The 20,423-nt window shown below is 76.8% G+C and carries 20 protein-coding genes; 19 read left to right on the top strand and 1 reads right to left on the bottom strand.

The annotated features are described in order from the left end of the window. Positions 1-216: 216 nt before the first annotated feature. From IE330_RS07975 to IE330_RS07955, 5 genes are all read left to right on the top strand, one after another. Positions 217-1,182 (top strand): glycosyltransferase, encoded by a 966-nt coding sequence (locus tag IE330_RS07975; protein WP_190135162.1) that lies wholly within the window; start codon positions 217-219, stop codon positions 1,180-1,182. After that, entirely contained in the window at positions 1,179-2,456 is a 1,278-nt protein-coding gene (locus IE330_RS07970) for a glycosyltransferase (RefSeq protein WP_190135161.1), read from the top strand. Before IE330_RS07975 ends, IE330_RS07970 begins: the two co-directional genes overlap by 4 nt. 157 nt (positions 2,457-2,613) lie before the next feature. Then, positions 2,614-3,336, top strand: coding sequence for a D-sedoheptulose-7-phosphate isomerase (locus IE330_RS07965; RefSeq protein WP_190135160.1), 723 nt, complete (start codon positions 2,614-2,616; stop codon positions 3,334-3,336). Beyond that, the gene (gene rfaE2 / locus IE330_RS07960) at positions 3,333-4,844 is read left to right on the top strand and encodes a D-glycero-beta-D-manno-heptose 1-phosphate adenylyltransferase (RefSeq protein WP_190135159.1); all 1,512 of its coding nucleotides are present in this window, start codon (positions 3,333-3,335) and stop codon (positions 4,842-4,844) included. The genes IE330_RS07965 and rfaE2 overlap by 4 nt, the downstream gene beginning before the upstream one ends. Position 4,845: 1 nt before the next feature. After that, a complete protein-coding gene (locus IE330_RS07955) occupies positions 4,846-5,931 on the top strand; it encodes a glycosyltransferase family 9 protein (protein ID WP_229925471.1) in 1,086 nt (361 codons plus the stop codon). Between the two features lie 41 nt (positions 5,932-5,972). Here IE330_RS07955 and IE330_RS07950 read toward each other — a convergent pair whose 3' ends face one another. After that, positions 5,973-7,253 carry an MFS transporter gene (locus IE330_RS07950; protein WP_229925472.1) on the bottom strand — a complete coding sequence of 427 codons (1,281 nt, stop codon included), beginning with the start codon at positions 7,251-7,253 and terminating at the stop codon, positions 5,973-5,975. A 689-nt stretch (positions 7,254-7,942) separates the two neighbouring features. Between IE330_RS07950 and IE330_RS07945 the strand changes: the two genes are divergently transcribed. The 14 genes from IE330_RS07945 to IE330_RS07880 all read left to right on the top strand — a co-directional run bounded on the left by IE330_RS07945 (position 7,943) and on the right by IE330_RS07880 (position 20,417). After that, positions 7,943-8,689 (top strand): SDR family oxidoreductase, encoded by a 747-nt coding sequence (locus IE330_RS07945; protein WP_190135157.1) that lies wholly within the window; start codon positions 7,943-7,945, stop codon positions 8,687-8,689. A 51-nt stretch (positions 8,690-8,740) separates the two neighbouring features. Next, positions 8,741-9,805: an NAD-dependent epimerase/dehydratase family protein gene (locus IE330_RS07940; RefSeq protein ID WP_190135156.1), complete on the top strand. Its 1,065-nt coding sequence runs from the start codon at positions 8,741-8,743 to the stop codon at positions 9,803-9,805. A gap of 91 nt (positions 9,806-9,896) precedes the next feature. Further along, positions 9,897-10,907, top strand: coding sequence for a glycosyltransferase family 9 protein (locus tag IE330_RS07935; protein WP_190135155.1), 1,011 nt, complete (start codon positions 9,897-9,899; stop codon positions 10,905-10,907). A gap of 79 nt (positions 10,908-10,986) precedes the next feature. Further along, on the top strand, positions 10,987-11,769 hold the full coding sequence (locus tag IE330_RS07930) for a DUF72 domain-containing protein (protein ID WP_190135154.1): 783 nt from the start codon (positions 10,987-10,989) through the stop codon (positions 11,767-11,769). A gap of 70 nt (positions 11,770-11,839) precedes the next feature. Then, positions 11,840-12,367: a GNAT family N-acetyltransferase gene (locus tag IE330_RS07925; RefSeq protein WP_229925470.1), complete on the top strand. Its 528-nt coding sequence runs from the start codon at positions 11,840-11,842 to the stop codon at positions 12,365-12,367. A 250-nt stretch (positions 12,368-12,617) separates the two neighbouring features. Then, positions 12,618-12,764, top strand: a complete 147-nt coding sequence (locus IE330_RS07920) for a hypothetical protein (protein ID WP_190135153.1) — start codon at positions 12,618-12,620, stop codon at positions 12,762-12,764. Positions 12,765-12,972: 208 nt separating this feature from the next. Continuing rightward, positions 12,973-14,319, top strand: a complete 1,347-nt coding sequence (locus IE330_RS07915; RefSeq protein ID WP_229925469.1) for a helix-turn-helix domain-containing protein — start codon at positions 12,973-12,975, stop codon at positions 14,317-14,319. A 255-nt stretch (positions 14,320-14,574) separates the two neighbouring features. Then, positions 14,575-14,739, top strand: a complete 165-nt coding sequence (locus IE330_RS07910; RefSeq protein ID WP_190135151.1) for a lysine biosynthesis protein LysW — start codon at positions 14,575-14,577, stop codon at positions 14,737-14,739. Beyond that, positions 14,736-15,602 carry a RimK family alpha-L-glutamate ligase gene (locus tag IE330_RS07905; protein ID WP_190135150.1) on the top strand — a complete coding sequence of 289 codons (867 nt, stop codon included), beginning with the start codon at positions 14,736-14,738 and terminating at the stop codon, positions 15,600-15,602. The genes IE330_RS07910 and IE330_RS07905 overlap by 4 nt, the downstream gene beginning before the upstream one ends. Next, a complete protein-coding gene (argC, locus tag IE330_RS07900) occupies positions 15,590-16,621 on the top strand; it encodes an N-acetyl-gamma-glutamyl-phosphate reductase (protein ID WP_190135149.1) in 1,032 nt (343 codons plus the stop codon). The genes IE330_RS07905 and argC overlap by 13 nt, the downstream gene beginning before the upstream one ends. A gap of 19 nt (positions 16,622-16,640) precedes the next feature. Continuing rightward, positions 16,641-17,462, top strand: a complete 822-nt coding sequence (locus IE330_RS07895) for a [LysW]-aminoadipate kinase (RefSeq protein WP_190135148.1) — start codon at positions 16,641-16,643, stop codon at positions 17,460-17,462. Then, positions 17,459-18,523 carry a M20/M25/M40 family metallo-hydrolase gene (locus tag IE330_RS07890; protein ID WP_229925468.1) on the top strand — a complete coding sequence of 355 codons (1,065 nt, stop codon included), beginning with the start codon at positions 17,459-17,461 and terminating at the stop codon, positions 18,521-18,523. Before IE330_RS07895 ends, IE330_RS07890 begins: the two co-directional genes overlap by 4 nt. Beyond that, positions 18,520-19,329, top strand: a complete 810-nt coding sequence (locus tag IE330_RS07885; RefSeq protein ID WP_190135147.1) for a transketolase — start codon at positions 18,520-18,522, stop codon at positions 19,327-19,329. The genes IE330_RS07890 and IE330_RS07885 overlap by 4 nt, the downstream gene beginning before the upstream one ends. A 125-nt stretch (positions 19,330-19,454) precedes the next feature. After that, positions 19,455-20,417, top strand: coding sequence for a transketolase family protein (locus tag IE330_RS07880; protein ID WP_190135146.1), 963 nt, complete (start codon positions 19,455-19,457; stop codon positions 20,415-20,417). The last annotated feature ends 6 nt before the right edge of the window (positions 20,418-20,423 follow it).

Below are 20,423 nucleotides of genomic sequence, written 5' to 3'. Positions count from 1 at the left end.
GCGGGTCGGCCCCTCCAGCCCTGCCAGTCACTCCGGCCGCTCGGACCACATCAGCCAGTCCAGTCGCACCGGCGAGTCCGGTCACACCGGCCAGCCCCGTCACATGAGCCGCACCGGCCACATCAGCCGCACCGGTCCGGCCCGCCCGCCGGACCCCGACGCGGACCCGCCGCCCCCACCGGGCGGCCACCCCGACACGGAACGAGGAGCGAGCATATGAACATCCTGCTGTGGCACGTGCACGGCTCCTGGACGACGGCGTTCGTCCAGGGCCCCCACACCTATCTCGTTCCCGTGACGCCGGGGCGCGATCCGGACGGGCTCGGCCGCGCCCGTACGTTCGCCTGGCCCGAGTCCGTGCGGGAGGTGACCCCGGAGGAGCTGCGGGACACGCCCGTGGACCTGGTCCTCCTCCAGCGGCCGCACGAACTGGAGCTCGCCGAGCGCTGGCTCGGCGGCCGCCGCCCGGGGCGGGACGTGCCCGCCGTCTACCTGGAGCACAACGCGCCGGACGGCGACGTCCCCGACACCCGGCACCCGTGCGCCGACCGCGCCGACCTGACCCTCGTGCACGTCACCCACTTCAACCGCCTGTTCTGGGACAGCGGTTCCACCCGCACCGAGGTGATCGAGCACGGCATCGTCGACCCGGGGCACCTCTACACCGGCCGCCTCGACCGCGCCGCCGTCGTCGTCAACGAGCCCGTCCGGCGCGGCCGGTACGTCGGTACGGACCTGCTGCCCGCCCTGTCCGAGGCCGCGCCGCTGGACGTCTTCGGGATGCGCACCGAGGGCCTCGCCGCGCACCTCGGCATAGCGCCGGACCGGTGCCGCACCGCCGACCTGCCCCAGGCCGAGCTGCACGCGGCGCTCGCCGAACGCCGCTTCTACCTGCACCCGGTGCGCTGGACGTCCCTCGGCCTGTCGCTCCTGGAGGCCATGCACCTGGGCATGCCGGTCGTCTGCCTCGCCACCACCGAGGCCGTCGAGGCGGTGCCGCCGGGCGCGGGGACGCTGTCCACCCGCCCCGACGTCCTGGCCCGGGCCGCCCGGCACTACCTGCGCGAGCCGGAGGCCGCCGCCGAGGACGGCGCCCGCGCCCGGCAGGCGGCCCTCGAACGGTACGGGCTCAAGCGCTTCCTGCACGACTGGGAGCGCGTGATGACGGAGGCACGCTCATGACCCCCTCGCTCGACTCCCTCGGCCCCGGCCCCCTCGGCGCCGGCCCCCTCGCCTCCGGCGCCCTGTCGATCGCGCTCGTCTCCGAGCACGCGAGCCCCCTCGCCACCCTGGGCGGGGTCGACGCGGGCGGCCAGAACGTCCACGTCGCCCGCCTGGCGGGCGCGCTCGCCGACCGGGGCCACCGCGTCACGGTCTACACCCGCCGGGACGACCGGGACCTGCCCGACCGGGTGGCGCTGCGGGCCGGCGTGCAGGTGCACCACGTGCCCGCCGGGCCGCCGGAACAGCTCCCCAAGGACGAACTCCTGCCGTACATGGCCGACTTCGGCCGCCACCTGGCCCAGGTCTGGCGACGGCAGCGGCCCGACGTGGTGCACTCCCACTTCTGGATGTCGGGCCTCGCCTCGCTGCGGGCGGCACGGGAACTGGGCCTGCCGCTGCTGCACACGTACCACGCCCTGGGCACCGTGAAGCGGCGGCACCAGCGGCGGGCCGACACCAGCCCGCCCGAGCGCGTCGCCTGCGAGACGGAGGTGGGCCTCGGCTGCGACCGGGTCGTCGCCACCTGCCGGGACGAGGTCGGGGAACTGGCCCGGATGGGCATCCCCGCCGCCAAGGTCAGCGTCGTGCCGTGCGGCGTCGACACCGAGCTGTTCACCCCGCGCGGGCCCGTCGCGGAGCGCGGCGCGCACCCGCACCGGCTGCTCCAGCTCGGCCGGCTCGTCCCGCGCAAGGGCGCCGCCGTCACCGTCGCCGCGCTCGCCGCACTGCCCGAGACCGAACTCGTGGTCGTCGGCGGGCCCCCGCCCGGCCGCATCGGCACCGACCCCGAGGCGCGCCGGCTGCGGGAGCTCGCCCGCGAGGCCGGGGTGAGCGACCGGGTCCGCTTCACCGGGGGCGTGCCCTGCGAGGACGTGCCGCCGCTGCTGCGCAGCGCCGACGTGGTGGTGTGCCCCGCGGACTACGAACCGTTCGGCATCGTCCCGCTGGAGGCCATGGCCTGCGGCAGACCGGTCGTCGCCAGCGCGGTGGGCGGCCAGCTCGACACCGTCGCGGACCCCGCCACCGGCCGCCTGGTGCCGCCCCGCGACCCGAAGGCCCTGGCCCGCGCCGTCGCGGAGCTCCTCGCCGACCCGGCCGCACGGGAGGCGTGCGGGGCCGCGGGCCGCCGCCGGGTCCTCAGCCGGTACGGCTGGGGCAGCGTCGCCGCCGCCACCGAGGCGGCGTACTGCACGGTCCTCGACCCCCAGCCCGCGGTGACCGGGGCGGTCTGACCCGGGGCACGCCCCTCCGCCGCTCCCCGGCCGTCCCGCGCGGCCCCCGCCGTGCGGTCCCCACCGGGCCGGGGAGCTCCGACGTACCGACGCACCGACGCCCGAAGGAGGTGCGGGTCCGGCCGCCGTCCCCGCGACGGCGGCACGCCCGATCAGCATGACCGAACCCTCTGCGCCCTCCGCGCCCACAGCACCGTCCGCGCCCACCGCGCCCAGCACCCCGCCCGTGACCTCCGCGACCGCCGCGCTCTCCGCCCTCGACGCCGCGCACGTGCACTGCCGCGCGCTGGAGCAGGCCCTCGGCCGGTTCCGGCGCGACGGGCTGCACCGGGTCGCCGCCTGGGGCGGCCGCCTGGCCGCGGTCCTGCCGTCCGGCGGGCGGCTCCTGGCGGCCGGCAACGGCGGCAGCGCCGCCCAGGCCCAGCACCTGACCGCCGAGCTGGTGGGCCGCTACCGCCAGGAGCGGCCCGCGTACTCGGCCATCTCGCTGCACGCCGAGACGTCCAGCGTGACCGCCATCGGCAACGACTACGGATTCGACCACGTCTTCGCCCGGCAGGTCTCCGCCCACGGCCGCCCCGGGGACGTGCTCCTGCTGCTCTCCACGTCCGGCCGCAGCGCCAACCTGATCACCGCCGCCGTGACGGCCCGCGCCGCCGGGCTGCGCGTGTGGGCGCTGACCGGGCCGGGCCCCAACCCCCTGGCCGACGCCGCCGACGAGGTGCTGTGCGTCGACGCCGACAGCACGGCGGCCGTGCAGGAGACGCACCTCGTCGCCGTGCACCTGCTGTGCGAGTGCTTCGACGCGGCCCTCGCCGCCCCGCAGGCGGGCGCGGTCGCGGGCCGGGCCGTCGCCGCCGTCCACCAGGGGGCGTCATGACCGCGGCGAAGCCGCTCGTGGTCGTCGGGGACGTCCTGCTCGACGAGGACATCGAGGGCGTCGCGACCCGGCTCTCCCCGGACGCCCCCGCACCCGTCGTCGACGTCACCGCCGACCGCCGCCGCCCCGGCGGCGCGGGTCTCGCCGCCGCGCTCGCGGCCCGGGACGGCCGCGCCGTGGTCCTGGTGACGGCCCTCGGCGACGACCCCGCCAGCGACGCCGTACGCCGGGCGCTGCGGGGCCGGGTCACGCTCGTGGAGCTGCCGCTGCACGGCACCCTGCCGGTGAAGACGCGCGTCCTCGCCGGTGGCCGCCCCCTGGTCCGGATCGACCGGGGCGGGGGCACGCCCGGTGCGCCGGACGACGAGGTGCGCGACGTCCTGGAGCGGGCCCGCACCGTGCTCGTCGCCGACTACGGCCGCCACACCGCCCGTGCCGTCCGCGCCCACCTGGCCGCCGTCGCCTCCCGTACGCCCCTGGTGTGGGACCCGCACCCCAAGGGCGGCGACCCCGTCCCCGGCGCGCGGCTCGTCACCCCGAACGCGGCCGAGGCGCGCGCCCTGTGCCCGGGCGACGGCGACTCCCTGCGCGCGTACGCCGAGCGCGGCCGCGAGCTGGCCCACCGCTGGCGGGCGGCGGGCGTCGCCGTGACGCTCGGCGCCCGCGGCGCCCTGCTGGCCAGGACCGGCACCGGTACGCCGATGTTGGTGCCGCCGCCCTACCGGGCCACCGGCGACCCGTGCGGCGCGGGCGACTGCTTCGCCGCGACGACGGCCGCCGCCCTGGCGGACGGCGCGCTCCCCGAGGAGGCGCTCCAGCGGGCCGTCGCCGAGGCCGCGGAGTTCGTGGCGGCGGGCGGGGCGGGCAATCCGGGGCTGTGGTGCACGGCGTCCGCATCGGACGCGGGGGTCTCCTCCGGGGCCGGGTTCGGGCCCGTGTCCGGGCCGGGTTCCGCAGCCGGGCCGGGTTCCGCGGCCGGGGCCGCGTCCGTGTCCGGGCCGGGGGCCGGTTCCGGCTCCTCGGAGGCCTTCGGGGCCGACGCGTTCGCCCTCGCCGAGCGCGTCCGGGCGCGCGGCGGCACCGTGGTGGCGACCGGCGGCTGCTTCGACCTGCTGCACGCCGGCCACGTCGGCCTGCTGGAGAGCGCCCGCCGCATCGGCGACTGCCTCGTCGTGTGCCTCAACTCCGACGCGTCGCTCGCCCGCCGCAAGGGCCCGGGGCGCCCGCTCAACCCCGCCGCGGACCGCGCCCGCGTCCTCACCGCCCTCGGCAGCGTGGACGCCGTCGCGGTCTTCGAGGAGGACACGCCCGAGGCCCTGCTGCGCCGGCTGCGCCCCGACGTGTGGGTCAAGGGCGGCGACTACTCCGTCCAGGACCTGCCCGAGGCCCGGGCCCTGCGCGCCTGGGGCGGACAGGCCGTCGTGCTGCCCTACCTCGACGGCAGGTCCACCACCCTCCTCGCGCGCCGGGCGGCCGAGGCCGCCGCGGCCCCGGAAGGCAGGCCGTGACGTGACCGCGGCGAACCAGCGGCGGCCCGGCCCGGCCGCGCCCGACGGCACCGCCCCCGGACGCCCCCGGGCCCTCGTGCTGCGCGCCCTCGGCCTGGTCGACCTGCTGGCCGCGGTGCCCGCGGTGCGGGCCCTGCGGCGGCACCTGCCCGAGCACGAACTGGTCCTCGCCGCGCCCGGGCGGCTGACCGCCGCGGCCGCCGCGACCGGCCTGGTGGACCGGCTGCTGCCCACCGCCGCGCCCGGCCGGGCGGTGCCCGGGGAGCTGTCCTGGACGGGGCCGGAGCCCGACCTCGCCGTGGACCTGCACGGCAACGGCCCGCCGAGCCATCTGCTGCTCCAACGGCTGCGCCCCCGGCGGCTGTTCGCGTACGCGCACCCGGGCACGCCCGACATCCCGGGCCCCGTGTGGCGGGACGACGAGCACGAGCGGGACCGCTGGTGCCGGCTCCTCGGCTGGTACGGCGTCCCCGCCGACCCCGGGGAGGTGGCGATCCCGCGGCCCGAGGCGCCCTCCCCGGCGCCCGGCGCCGTCGTCGTGCACCCGGGCGCCGACGCCGCCGCCCGCCGCTGGCCGCCGGAGAGGTTCGCGCCCGTGGTGGCCGTGCTGCGCCGCCGGGGCCACGAGGTGGTCGTGACCGCGGGGGCGGGGGAGGAGGACCTGGCGCGCTTCGTGGCGCAGGCGGCGGGGCTGCCGCGGGGCGCGGTGCTCGGCGGCGCGGCCGACGTACCGTTCGGCGCCCTGGCCGCGCTCGTGGCGCGGGCCCGCTGCGTGGTGGTGGGGGACACCGGCCTCGCCCATCTGGCGACGGCGCTCGGCACGCCCTCGGTGGTGCTGTTCGGGCCGGTCGCCCCCCGGCTGTGGGGGCCGCCGTGCCACCCGCGGCACCGGGTCCTCTGGCACCCCGGGGGCGACGGCTCAGCCCGCCCCGGGGACGCCCACGGCACGCGGCCGGACGAGCGCCTGCTGCGGATCACCGTCGACGAGGTCGTCGGGGCGGTCGAGGCACTGCCGGAGCCGGGCGTGATGACGACACCGGACCGGGGCGCCCCGGCCCCCGCACCCGTCCCCGGGCACGCCCCCTGACGGGAGCACCCGGGTGACCGGGCCGGGGGCGGGCCGTCCGGTCAGGCGGCCGTGCCCAGGACGGGCCGCTCCGCGGCCGCGCGCTCCCCGGTCCGCAGGATCACCGGTGCGGCGGTCCCGCGGCGGCGGAGCGCGTGGCCCGCGCCGATCGAGGCGACGATGATCAGCCCGCCGGCCACGAGGGCGCCGCGCGCCCCGGCCAGCTCCATGAGGAGGCCGAGCGCGGGCGGGCCCGCGAGCCCCCAGACCGTACGGATGCTGCCCCACACGCCGAGCACGCGCCCGCGCAGGTGGGCGGGCGGGTCGGTCTGCAGGACGGTGGTCCCCGCGGTGTCGGAGACGGACTCCACCACGGCCATGGGCAGCACGACCACCAGCAGGACGGCGAGCGACGGCGAGAGCGCCGCGACCATCTGGAGCAGGGCGCCGGCCGCGGCCAGCGTGCCCACGAGCCGCACGGAGGGGCTGCGCAGCCGGGCGCCGAGCACGGCGCCGACGATGCCGCCGACGGCGAGGACGGTGGAGACCGTGCCGAACGCCCCGGCGCCCCCGGCGAGCGGCCCGGTGACGAGCACGGCCAGGGTCAGCCCGTAGTTCCGGCCGAAGACGGCGCTGATGCCGGTGATGCCCGCGAGCGCGACCAGGCGGGGACGGCGCAGGAAGAACACCAGGCCCTGCCGCACGGTCAGGTCCGGCTCGGCGGGGTGCGGGGACTCCTCGCCCCGGGCGCCGTCGCCGCCGGGCGCGGAGGCTTCACCGGCGCCCCGGACCGCCTTGCAGGCCGGGCGCAGGAAGGGGATCACGGCGGCGACGAAGAGGAAGGACACGCCGTTCGCGGCGTAGGCGGCGGCCGTCCCGAGGAAGCCGACGGTCACACCGGCCAGCGCGGTGCCGGCGAGCCGGCCCGCGTTGGACACCAGCGAGCCCACTCCGATGGCCGAAGGGACGTCCTCTTTCCGGACCAGGTCGTTGCCGAGCAGGGCGCACGCGGGCCCGTCCACGGTGGCGATGACGCCCGTGACGGCGGCAAGCACCATCAGCACGGTCAGGTCGAGCCGGCCGACCGCCACGAGGGCGGCCGTCACGAACGCGACGGCACCGAGCAGGGCCTGGCTGACGGCCGCGGTCACCTTCCGGGGCCAGCGGTCGACGGCGGCGCCGCCCGCGAGGCTCATGAGCAGCGCGGGCGCGGCCTGCACGGAGATGGACAGGCCGGTGGCGGCGGCGGACCCGGTGATCTGGAGGACCAGCAGGTTCTGCACCGTGAGCTGCATCCAGGTCCCGGCGTTCGACACGAAGTTCGCCAGCGACCACCAGCGCATGCTGCGGTACCGCAGCGAGCGCCACGGCGCGTGCGAGGCGGGACCGGGCGCGGCGGGGCCGGTGGCCTTGGCGACGGCGTCGGCGACGGCGGCGGGAACGGCGTCCGGAGCGGGCACGGGCCCGGAGACGGGCAGGGGGGAGGGCACGGGCACAGGGGAGGGCACGGGAACAGCGGAGGAGGAAGGCACAGTGACGTTCTCGGAGGACGGGTCCGAAGACTCGGCGGGGAGGTCCGGGAGCTCGGAACACCGGCTGCACTGCGCGGCCCGCTCCTCGGGGATCTGTCTGGCGCCGTACCACCGGCGGGGGGTGTCACCCGGCTCACCGGCGCGGGGACCACCTGTGGTACTGCGTCAAACATGGTGGCAGACGGGATCGGGGAACCGCGGTCCGAGCGGCCCCGCCCCCCGCCCCGCGCGCCCCAACAGCCGTGCGGCACAAGGCATCCGGCACTTCGGGTGGGCTTGCTCACAGGCTCCGGGAGCGGGCCGCCGACCCCGCCCGGACGCCCGTACCGAGTGACGGCCGCCACAGCGCCGAGCCGCCCCGGGACCGGCCCTGGACCGCCCCGGGGCCGGTCCGTCCCGGCGTGCCGGACCCCGCGCCCCGGGTCACAGTGGGAGCAGCGTGACGCGGTCGCCCGGCGTGGGCCGCGTCGACCGGCACGAGGAAGGGCTGAGGTGGCGGCATGGACGGCGGAGTGCGGGTGGACCTCCACGGCAAGCGGGCGCTGGTGACCGGCGGCGCCCGGGGGCTCGGCGCGTCGATCGTGCGCCGGCTCGCCGGGGCGGGCGCGGACGTCCTGGTGGCCGACGTCCGCAAGGACCTGGCGTACGAGCTGTGCGAGGACCTGGCCGAACAGGGGCGCTCGGCGCGCCTGGTGGAGCTGGACGTCCGCGACCCGGCCGCGGTCGCGGAGGTCTTCCGCGACCTGGAGGACGCCGGGGAGGCGGTGGACGTGCTGGTCAACAACGCCGCCGTCGACGTCTCCAAGCCCATCGAGCACCTGACGGCCGACGAGGTGACCCGGGTGATCACCACCAATCTGCTCGGGCCGATGTACCTGTGCCTGGAGACCTACCGGCGGATGGTCGCCCGCGGCGGCGGCCACATCGTCAACATCCTCTCCACGGCGGCGAACCGGACCTGGACCGAGGCGGGGCCCTACGCGGCGGGCAAGACGGGCCTGCGCGCCTTCACCCACACCCTGTTCAAGGAGGCCCAGCGGGACTGCACGGGCATCGGCATCACCGGGATCATCGCCGGCGGCATGGAGACGCCGTTCATCCTGGAGCGGTTCCCGGACGCCGACGTGTCGATGCTCCAGAGCCCGGACATCGTGGCCGACACGGTGCTGTACGCGCTGTCGGTCCCGTCCGGGAGCGCGGTGTCCGAGCTGGTCGTCGTCCCGCGCAAGGAACCGTCCTGGCCCTGAGGCCCCGCCCGGCCCGCCCGCACCCCCACCGGTGGAAGGAAGGACGCTCCCATGGGCCCCACCAGGACGTTCCCCGCCGCGCCCGTGGCCCGGCCGCCCTGGGGCCGCGCCCTGGTGACCGGGGGCGCAGGGTTCCTCGGCTCGCACCTGTGCGAGCGCCTGACCGGCCTCGGCGTCGCCGTCGACTGCGTCGACAACCTGTCGACCGGAGGGGCCGAGAACATCGCGTTCCTGGCCGCCCGCCCGGGCTTCCGGTTCCTGGAGCACGACCTGACCCGGCCGGACTGCGTGGCCGCGCTGCCGGGCCCCTACGACCTCGTCCTGCACTGCGCCTGCCCCGCCGGGCCCGCCGACTGCCGACGCCTGCCGCTGGAGACGCTCGACGCCGGCAGCGCCGGGACGCGCCACGCCCTGGCCGTCGCCCACCGCGACCGCGCGCGGCTCCTGTTCGCCTCCGCGTCCGCCGTCTACGGGGACCCGCTGGTCTCCCCGCAGCGCGAGGACCACCCGGGCGACGTCGACCCGGTCGGCCCGGACAGCGCCCGCGCCGAGGCCCACCGGTTCGCCGAGGCCCTGGTCACCGCGCACGTCGCGGCCCACGGCACCGACGCGGGGATCGTCCGGCTCTTCGGCACGTACGGGCCCCGGATGCGCGCGGACGACGGCCGGCCGGTCCCCGCCCTCGTCGCCCGGGCGCTCGCCGGGGCCCCGGTGACCCTCGCGGGGGACGGGCGCCGCACCCACTGCCTGTGCTACGTCGACGACGTGGTCGACGGGGTGCTGCTGCTGGCCGCCAGCCGCTCGGTGCGGCCCGTGAACCTCGGCGGCACCGACGTCGTGACCGAGGCGGAGCTGGCCCGCCGGGTGATCGAGCTGACCGGCTCGACGTCACGCGTCATGTGCACCGGCGCCGCCGACGCCGGGCCCCGGCCCCACCTGCCCGACACCGGACTCGTCCGCGAGCTCTTCGGCTGGGCGCCGGTGATCGGCTGGGAGGAGGGGCTCAGGCGGACCGTCGCCCACCGCACCGGCCCGCCCCTGGACGGCGGGCCGGTCCCCGGGCCGTACGAGGAGATCGCAGCGGGCTCGGCCGCCGGGCCGGGCCCCGGGTGCTGACGGAGGTGCCGCGCATGCAGCTCGCCCACGCCCGCGCACCCGGCGGGCCCGCGCCGGGGACCGCGCCCGCCGACCGGATCAAGGGGGCCCGGTGAAGGCGCTCGTGGTCTGCGGGGACGACTTCGGCGGCGTGCTCCTGGCCGGTCCGGCCGTCCGGGCCGTCGCCGCCCAGGCCTCCCCGGTGACGCTGATGACCGGGCCGCGCGGCGCGCCCGCCGCCCGGCTGCTGCCCGACGTCGACGACGTCCTGGTGTGGGAGGCGCCCTGGGAGGGCGCCCGCCCTCCCGCCGCCGCGGACGCGGACACCGACGGCGTGGTGCGGCGCGTGCGCGAGGCGGCGTACGACGTGGCGCTGATCCTCGCCCCCGACGGCATGAGCCCCCTGCCCGCCGCGCTGCTGCTGCGCATGGCGCACGTCCCCCGCATCGGCGCCGCGGGCGACGGCCCCGCCGGGACCCTCCTCGACGTCCACGCCCCGCGCCCGCGGGACCGGCACGAAGCGCGGGCGGCCCTCGACACGGCCGCCGCCCTGGGCTTCCTCCCCCGGACCGGGGACGACGGCCGGCTGCGGGTCCTGCCGACGCCCGACACCACCGCCCTGACCGGCAACGGCCCGTACGTCGTCGTCCACCCGGGGGCGGGCGCGGCCTCCCGCGCCTGGAGCCCGGACCGCTGCGCGGAGGCCGTCGCGCTGCTCGCGGACGCGGGCCACCGCGTGGTCGTCACCGGCGGCCCGGACGAGACCGCCCTCACCCGGCACGTCAGCGGGGCCACGGCCGTCGACCTCGGCGGCCGTACGGACCCGCGGCACCTGGCGGGGGTGCTGCGCGCCGCCGACGCCTTCGTCGGCGGCGACACCGGGGTCGCGCACCTGGCCGCCGCGACCGGCACCCCCGTCGTCTCGCTGTTCGCGCCGGTGTTCCCGGCGGAGCGGTGGGCGCCCTACGGTGTGCCGAGCGTGCTCCTGGGCGACCAGAAGGCCGCCTGCGCGGGCACCGGCGCCCGCCACTGCCCCGTGCCCGGCCACCCCTGCCTGAACGAGGTCACGCCCCAGGACGTGGTGAGCGCCGTGCACAAGCTTCTGCGGGCGGACGACGCGTGAGCGGCGACCGGCCCCGGGTGCCCGGGCCGGGATGTCCTTCGACCGGCCCCCGGGCGCCCGCCCGTGCTTCGATGGCTCCATGCCTCTCTCCGTCGGCACCTCGGGATGGCAGTACAAGGACTGGCGCGGCGTCCTCTACCCGGAGAAGCTGCCCCAGCGGCTGTGGCTGGAGGAGTACGCGCGGGCGTTCGCGACCGTCGAGAGCAACAACGCCTTCTACCGGCTGCCCACCCGGGAGAACTTCGCCGCCTGGCGCGACCGCACCCCGGACGACTTCGTCATCGCGCTCAAGGCCAGCCGGTTCCTGACGCACGTCAAACGGCTCCGCGAGCCCGAGGAGCCCGTGCGGCGGCTCCTCGACCACGCCGAGGGCCTCGGCGACCGCCTCGGCCCCGTCCTCCTCCAGCTCCCGCCCACCCTCCGGGCCGACGCGGCCCTTCTCGACGACTGCCTGCGCTGCTTCCCCGCCGACGTGCGCGTCGCCGTCGAACCCCGGCACGCCTCCTGGTGGACCCCCGCGATCCGCTCCCTCCTCGACGCCCGCGGCGCCGCCCTGTGCTGGGCCGACGTCGGCTCGCGGCCCGTCGCGCCGCTGTGGCGCACGGCCGGCTGGGGCTACCTCCGGCTCCACTCGGGCCGCGCCCGCCCCTGGCCGCGCTACGGCAGGCAGGCGCTCGCCACCTGGGCCCGGCGGCTGGCGGACACCTGGTCCGACGCCGAGGACGTGTACGTGTACTTCAACAACGACCCGGGCGGCGCCGCCGTCCACGACGCCACCGCCTTCGCCGCCGCCGCGCGGGCGGCCGGGGCGACCGTGACGCGGACCCCGCCCCGGCGGGCACCCGCACCGGACCGCGGGTGAGCACGCGCCCCGACCGCCCCTGCGGAAACCCGATTGAGGACCGCGGCCGCGCTCGCGTACGTTACGTGCTGTGACGGAACCCTCACTGCCCCGGGACGCGGCCCCCGACTCCCCGCCCGACCTCCCTACCGCGCTCCCGGGCCTGGTCCTGCGGCCCCTGACGGTGGACGACGCCGACGCGTACTACGCCCTCCTGGACCGCAACCGCGACCACCTCGGCCGCCTCGGCGACTACCGGGCCGAGTGCCGCGCCACCCCCGCCTGGGTGCGCGCCCACCTGCGCGAGGACCCCGCCCCCGGCCTGCGCTACGGCATCCGCCTGCACGGCGACCTGATCGGCAGGGTCGACCTGGTCGCCGTCGACCCGCCGCGCTACGGCACCGGCTACTGGCTGGACGCCGCCCATCTCGGCGCGGGCCGCGCCACCGCCGCGTGCGCCGCCCTGTACGCGTACGCGGTCCGCGCGTTGGGCGCCACGGACGTCTACGCGGGCGTCACCCACGGCAACCACCGCAGCGTCGCCCTGCTGACCCGGCTCGGCTTCGCGCCGGTGGCCGACTTCGCGGAGTACACGCGCTTCCACTGGTCGCCCGAGTAGCCCCGGCGGCAGGCGCTGCACCGGCGCGGGCGGCGTTCCGGAGGACCATGCCCGTCCGTCTTGTCGCCAATTGCCCTTTGGCGGGCGTTGTGCGCACCCCTCGCTTTGGTGCCGGAGGACTTGGTGAATGGCTCCGCCGGTGGATCCCGGGACGGGCGCCGACCATGCTGGAAGAGCGGAAGGGAAACGGCCGGACGGCATCGGCCGGGACTTCTCCAGCATTCCTCACTCTGAATTCCCAGGAGAAACCATGAAGTCTGTCCGCGCGTTCGTGGTCGCCGTTCTCTGCGTCCTGACGGTCGGCGCCGTGGCCGGGACCGCCGCCGCCGAGAGCGCCCGCGCCGACTCCCGGTCGGCCTCCGCCATCCTGCTCAACGGCGACAGCGGCTGGGGATGACCTGCGGATACGCAGAGGGAAGCCGGCTCGTGAGGGGTTCCAGAAGCCTGCCGCCGCAGGACCCGGAACGCGGAAATCGTACAGAGAGAGGGCGCCCGAATCCGTGAGCAACGAAGTGCGGGAAGCAGTCCGCGAAATCTGTGACCGGGAAAGCAAACCGCTCGGACGCGTCATGTACGGGGACGCCCACGGGGAGACCGGCCGGCGCGTGAACGCCGGTCCGCGCACTGCCGGAAAGAAGCAGAACCCCAGACCTTCGCCGCGCGACCGCGCGGCCCGCGGCCGACCGGAGCAACCCGCCCCGGCACCGGCGCAGGGGGGCGCCGGAGCGGTTCCCTTCGCCGAGCTCCTGAAGCGCCACCGGGGCCGGTCCGGACTGACCCAGCAACAGCTCGCGGACTTCGCCACGTTGAGCGTCCGGGCCATCCGGGACCTGGAGAGCGGCCGGGTGCGGCGACCACGGCGGGAGAGCGTGGGGCTCCTCGCCGACGCGTTGCGGCTGGGCGACCCGGAGCGCCTGCAACTGCACGCCGCCGGGGGGAGCCCGGCGGACCACCGGGGCACGCCGTTCACGCTGCCCGCGCCGCCCGCGCCGCCCGGCGCCCTGGTGGGCCGGGAGGCGGAGCTGCAGGTGCTGCTCGACCAGGTGACCGTGCACGGCCACCGCCTGGTGAGCGTGGTCGGCATCAGCGGCATCGGCAAGACGCACCTGGTCCTCGAAGCGGCCAGGGTGCTCCGCGCCCGGGGCCGACGGGTCGGGTGGCACTCCCTGGCCGGGGACCCCCTGTGCTGCGGCGCGGCCCCGGCCGCCGACTCCCGTACCGGCGAACCGCCGACGGGCGCCACCGGCCCGACCGACGACCTCGCCGGGGCGATCGGCGAGAGCCACGAACTGCTCGTGATCGACGGCGACGACGCCCCGGGACCCGGCGGGGTGGACGTCGGCGCGCTGCTCCGGCGGTGCCCGAACCTGCGCGTGGTGGTGACCGGTCTGACGCCGCGCCACGTGCCGGGCGAGCGCGTCCTGCCGCTCACCGCGATGGCCGTGCCGGAGGAGGCACCGGACCACGACCACGCCCGGCTGAGCGAGGTCGCGTCCGTGGCGCTGTTCCTGTCCCACATGCGCCGCTCGCGGCCGGGGTTCCGGCTGCGGGACGACAACGCGGACGCGGTGGCGCGGCTGTGCCGAAGGCTCGACGGCGTACCCAGGGCGCTGGAGTACGCGGCGGGCTGGTGCCTGGTGTACTCGCCGGAGGTCCTGCTGGCCCGGGCCGGCCGCGACACCCACCTCCTCTCCTCGCCGACGGGCTGCCCCTGCCAGAACCTGCTGCGCTCCCTGGCGCGCAGCGTCGACGTCGTGGCCGAGCGCCACCGCCACGTGCTGGCCGAGGTGGCGGACCGGCCGCACTGGACGGCCGCGGACATCGCCCACCTCGTCCCGGACCCGGCCGCCGCCCTGCACGCCCTGCTGATCCACGGCCTCGTGCGGCCGGCGGGCGCCCACCTGCCGGAGCGGTTCACGGCGCTGGAGCTGGTGCGGCTCCTGTACGCGTAGGACCGCGCCCCTGCCCACGCGGGATCGCCCCCTGCCCGCACGGGACCGCCCCCTGCCCGCACGGGACCGCGCCCCGCTACGGGACCGCGCCCCCGACCCGGGACCGCGCCCCGGTCCAGGACCCCGCCCCGGTCCGGGACCACGCCGACGGGGCAGGCCGGGCCGTCGAGACTGCCGCTGGTTCTGCCGGTCGGGACCCGCGAGGGCTCTTACGTTCTACCCGTATCCCTTGGCGGCCGACGAAAGGAACGGGACATGGTCACCTGCCCTGAATGCGAGAGCGCGGTGGTTCCCGCCGCGACACCGGTGATCGGCGAGATCGTGGAGTGCGGCGAGTGCGCCAGCGAGCTGGAGATCCTCACGCTGGACCCGGTACGGGCCGCGCTCGCCCCGGAGATCGAAGAGGACTGGGGCGAGTGAGCCGCACCGTGCCCCTCGCCGTACTCGCCTCCCGGGTACGGGCCAGCGAGAAGCACATCCTCGAAGCCCTCGGGCGCAGGAGGATCGCCCACCAGCACGTCGACAGCCGCCGGTGGTGGCACGAGCTCGGCGACCTCGGCCCCCGCCCGACCGTCCTGAACAGGGAGATCGGGCTCGCCAGGGCGACGTACGCGGCCCACGCGCTGGAATCCGCGGGCGCGACGGTGGTCAACTCGGCGCGCGCCACCGAGCTGTGCGGGGACAAGTGGCGCACCTCCGCGGCGCTGGCCGGGGCCGGGCTCCCGACGCCGCGCACGGCCCTCGCGCTGACCCCGGAAGCGGCGCTGACGGCTCTGGAGACCCTCGGCTACCCGGCCGTGGTGAAGCCCCTGCAGGGCTCGTGGGGACGCCTGGTCGCCGCGCTGCCGGACCGGCGGACCGCGGAGACCGTCCTGGAGTACGTCGCCGCCCTGCCCTCGCCGCAGGCCCGGATCGTCTACCTGCAGGAGTGGATCGCCAAACCGGGGCGGGACATCCGGGTCGTCGTGGTGGGCGGCGAGGCCGTCGCCGCGACCTACCGGCGCAGCGAGGACTGGCGGACCAACGTGGCCCGGGGCGCCGTGAGCGAACTCTGCGCCCTCACACCGGACATCGCGAAGCTCGCGGTCTCGGCCGCGCAGGCCGTGGAGGCCGAGATCGCCGGCGTCGACCTGATCGAGGACGGGACGGGAGCCACGCTCGTCCTTGAGGTCAACCACGGCGTCGAGTTCTCCGGCCTCCAGCAGGCCCTCGGCGACACCGTCTCCGTCGCCGACCGGATCGTCGACCACCTCCTGACGAAGGAACACCCATGCTCCGCGTAGCGATCGTCGGGGCGTCCGGCTACATCGGCGGCGAGCTGCTGCGCCTGCTGCACGGCCATCCACGGGTCACGGTCGTGGCCGCCACGTCCGACCGCCTCGCCGGGCGCCGGGTCGACGGCCCGCACCCCAACCTGCGCGGCCACACGGACCTGTGCTTCGTCGGCCACGACGCCGTCGAGGACGCCGGAGCCGACGTGCTCCTCCTGGCCGCGCCCCACCGGGAGACGATGGGAAGGATGGCCGGCTACCTGACGCTGGCCGGGACCGTCATCGACCTGTCCGGGGACTTCCGCCTGCGCGACCCCGGCACCTACGCGGCGTACTACGGAGTCCCGCACACCGCGCCGCACCTGATCCCCGGATTCACCACCGGGCTGCCGGAGTGGCACCGCGCCGAACTGGCCGCCGCCGACCGGATCTCCGTACCCGGGTGCATGGCCACCGCCGGGATCCTCGCGGTCCGGCCGATGGCCGAGGCCGGTCTGATCGAGGGCCCGGTCCAGGTGGACGCCCGCACCGGGTCCAGCGGATCGGGGGCCTCCGGCGGGCCCGCCGCCGCGCACGCCGAACGCAGCGGCGCCCTAAGGGTGTTCGCCCCCTCCCGGCACCGCCACGAGGCCGAGATCGCCCAGGCCACGGGGCACACCGTACGGATGACCGCCACCGGCGTCGAGGCGGTCCGCGGCGTGCAGGTGGTGTGCCACGCGAAGCTGGCGCCCGGCGCCTCGGAGCGGGACGTCCGGGCCGCGTTCCATGCGGCGTATGCGGACGAGCCGTTCGTCCGGGTCGTCGCCCGGCGCCAGGGCCTGTACCGGCTGCCGGAGCCGAAGATCCTGACGGGCTCCAACCACTGCGACGTCGGCTTCGCGGTCTTTGCGGACGACGGCACCGTGGTCCTCGTCGGCGCCCTGGACAACCTCGTCAAGGGCGGCGCCGGCGGCGCGGTGCAATGCCTCAACGTCCGCTTCGGCTGGCCGGAGCGGACGGGTCTCGAATTCCCCGGACTGCACCCGAACTGACGTGAGGTCGATCAAGCGCATGCGGGACATACTCGTGGTCAAATGCGGGGGCAACGCCGCCGTACGGTCGGAGGAGATCTGCGCGGACGTCGCCGCCGCGCACCGCGGCGGCAGGCAGGTGATCCTCGTCCACGGCGGCTCGGCCGACATCGACGGCCTCGCCGAACGCCTCGGCGTGCCCTCCCGCCGGCTCGTCGCCCCGGACGGGGTGTCGACCCGGTACACCGACGAGCGCACGCTCGAAGTGGTGCAGCTCGCCCTGGCCGGCTCCGTCAAACCCCGGCTCCTGACCGAGCTGCGCGCCCGCGGGGTCGACGCGGTCGGGCTGACCGGCCTGGACGCCGGGCTCCTCGTGGCCGCGCGCAAGCCGGCGCAGCGGGCCCTCGTCGGCGGACGCCGGGTCGTGGTCAGGGACGACCACAGCGGACGGATCGTCGACGTCAACGGCGACCTGCTGGCCACGCTGCTCACGGCGGGCCTGCTGCCCGTGGTGTCGCCACCGGCCATGGACCGGGACGGCCGCGTGGTCAACACGGACGCGGACCGCGCCGCCGCGGCCGTCGCGGGCGCCGTCCGGGCGAGCACCCTCGTCCTGCTCACCGGGGCGAGCGGGGTGCTGGCCGACCGGCACGACGAACGGTCCGTGCTGCCCGTCTGCCGCGTTCCCCGGCGGGGCACGCCCCCGGTGGTCACCGGAGGCATGGGCATCAAGCTGGTCGCGGCGCGCGAGGCGCTGCTGGCCGGCGCGCGCCGCGTCCTGATCGCCGACGGCCGACGGCCGCACCCGGTGCGGGAGGCCCTGGCGGGCTCGGGCACCGAAGTGCTCCTGGAGGAGGAGTGACGACGTATCCCGCCCCGGCCGCGGTCGACCTGCTCCACGGCATGCTGCGGATCCCCTCACCGTCGTACGCGGAGTCCGAGCTGGCCGGCTACGTGGTGGACGCCATGCGCGGAGCCGGTCTCACCGCGCGGATCGACGCGGCGGGCAACGCCGTCGGGGAGATCCGGCGCGGCCCCGGACCGACGGTGATGCTGCTCGGGCACATGGACACCGTGCCGGGGGACGTCCCGGTGCGCAGAGTCGGCGACCGCCTGTACGGCAGGGGCGCGGTCGACGCCAAGGGGCCGCTCGCCACGATGATCTGCGCGGCCGCCGCGAGCACCGGGTTCCGCGGCCGCGTCGTCGTGGTGGGCGCGGTGGAGGAGGAGACCTCGCTGTCCCGGGGCGCGGTGGAGATCCGCCGTACGCACGAGCCGCCGGACGCGCTGGTCATCGGGGAGCCCAGCGGCTGCGACACGGTCGTCCTGGGGTACAAGGGAAAGATCGACCTCCGCTACGACGTGCGGTGCGAGGCGACCCACCCCAGCAACGTCGTGCCCAAGGCCTCCGAGCTGGCGGCCCGGGCGTGGACGGAGCTCTTGGACCTGCTCGGCCCGGAGGCGAGCCATGCCCGGTTCGACGCACCCGGCCCGACCCTGATGTCGATCGAGGGCGGACTGACCTCCGCCGGCGCGGAGTTCAGCATCCGCGTCCCCCCGGGCTTCGACGGCGACGGCCTGGTGGCCGCGCTGGAGAAGCGGACGGCCCCGGGCACGCTCCAGGTCGTCAACGCGGTGCGCGCCTGCCGCGTCGGCCGCAACGACCCCGTGGCGCGGGCCCTTACGGTCGCGATCCGCGCACAGGGCGGCAGCCCGAGGGCGAAGGTGAAGACCGGCACCTCCGACATGAACACCCTGGCGGAGGAGTGGACGACACCCATGGCCACCTACGGCCCGGGCGACAGCGGCCTGGACCACTCCGACCACGAACACATCCGACTGCCCGAGTACCTGTTCGGCATCCGGGTGCTCACCCGGGCGCTGGCCGAACTGGACGGGCACTTCACCAGGCAGGGCCGATGAGCGACGACCACGCGCGCAGGGCACGGGAACGCATCGTGCGCATGTGCGCCAACCCCGAAGGCGGCCACCTCGGCGGATCGATGTCCCTGGTCGAGATCCTGGTCACCCTCTACCACGACGTGCTGCGGATCGACCCGCGGCTGCCGCGGGACCCGGACCGGGACATCCTCCTGCTGAGCAAGGGCCACGGCGCGATCGGACTGTACGCCGTCCTCGCCGGGCGCGGCTTCTTCCCCGAGGAGCGGCTGGCCACCTACGGCGCCCCGGACAGCGTCTTCACCGCGCACCCGAACCCGGCCGTCCCCGGGGTCGAGATGCCCACCGGGTCGCTCGGGCACGGACTGCCGCTCGGCGTCGGCTTCGCCCTCGCCGCCCGCCTGGACGGCAGCGACCGGCGGTGCTTCGTCGTGCTCGGCGACGGCGAACTGCAGGAGGGCTCGGTCTGGGAGGCCGCGATGGCCGCCGGCGCCCAGAAGCTGGACCGGCTGGTGGCGATCGTGGACCGCAACGGGCTCCAGATCAGCGGCGACACGGAGGAGACCGTGGCCCTCGAACCCCTGGCGGACCGCTGGCGCAGCTTCGGCTGGACGGTGCGCGAGGTCGACGGGCACGACACGGACCAGGTGCGGACGGCCCTGACGGACGTCCCGCACACCCCCGGCCGACCGACCGTCGTGCTGGCCCGCACGGTCAAGGGCAAGGGCCTGCCCTACATCGAAGGCCAGGCCCGCAGCCACTACGTCCGGCTCACCGAGCGCGGGCACCGGCGTGCCCACGCGGCGGTGACGCGCGGCCGACGCGCCTGAGCCGACGCCCGCGAAACGACGCGTCTGAGCCGACGCCCCTGAGCCGACGCCCCTGAGCCGACGCGCCTGGGCCGACGCCCGCGAGCCGACGCCCCTGAGCCGACGACCCTGAACGGAGACGACACATGTCCGTCGTGACAGCCGAACGCACCGCGCCGGAGCAGACGCGCGCCGCCCGGGAGGTGTACCGGGACGTCCTGGTGAAGCTGGTCGCCGAGGACGACCGCTACGTGTGCCTGGACAGCGACACCGGTCTGTTCACCGCGGCCTCGTGGGGCGGGGGCGCGCGGCGCTACCTCAACCTCGGCATCGCGGAACAGAACCTGATGGGGGTGGCGGCGGGCCTCGCCAGGTCCGGCCGGATCCCCTTCGTCAACACCATGGCGACCTTCGCCGCCACCCGGGCGCTGGAGGCGGTGAAGCTCGACATCGCCTACAACGACCTGCCGGTGCGGATCGTCGCCACCCACGGCGGGCTCTCCGCGGGCCACCTCGGCTCCACGCACCACGCGCTGGAGGACCTTGCCCTCATGCGGCTGCTGCCGCACATGACGGTCCTCGTCCCCGCGGACGGCCCCGCCACCGAGAGCATGGTGCGCGCCGCCGCAGAGCTGCCGGGACCGGTCTACCTGCGCCTGGGGCGCGGCGCGACGCCGGACCTCGACGCGCGGGAGCCGGTGCGGATCGGCGTCGCGCAGCCCCTGCGCCGGGGCGCCGACGTGACGCTGATCGCCACCGGACCCCACCCCGTGCTCGCCGCGGCCGAGGCCGCCGACGAGCTGGCAGGCGACGGCATCGACGCGGCCGTGCTCAATATGCACACGGTCAAACCGCTCGACCGGGAGGCGATCGTCACGGCCGCCACCCGCACGCGCGGCATCGTCACCGTCGAGGAGCACTGGGCGGCCGGGGGCCTCGGTTCCGCCGTGGCCGAGGTCGTGGCCGAGCTGGGCGTCGCCTGCCCGGTACGGCGGGTGGCGGTGGCCGACCGGTTCGCCGCGGGCACCGGCGGGCACCGCCACCTCCTGGCGCGCAACGGGATCTCCGCCGCGGCGGTGGCGGTCCAGGCGCGGCGGCTGCCGGCCTGAACCGCC

Origin of the sequence: Streptomyces longispororuber (assembly GCF_014656095.1) — a bacterium.
Classification (GTDB): Bacteria; Actinomycetota; Actinomycetes; order Streptomycetales; family Streptomycetaceae; genus Streptomyces; species Streptomyces longispororuber.
Note: the sequence above shows the minus strand (reverse complement) of the source record. Positions and strands in the feature narration are given on the sequence as shown.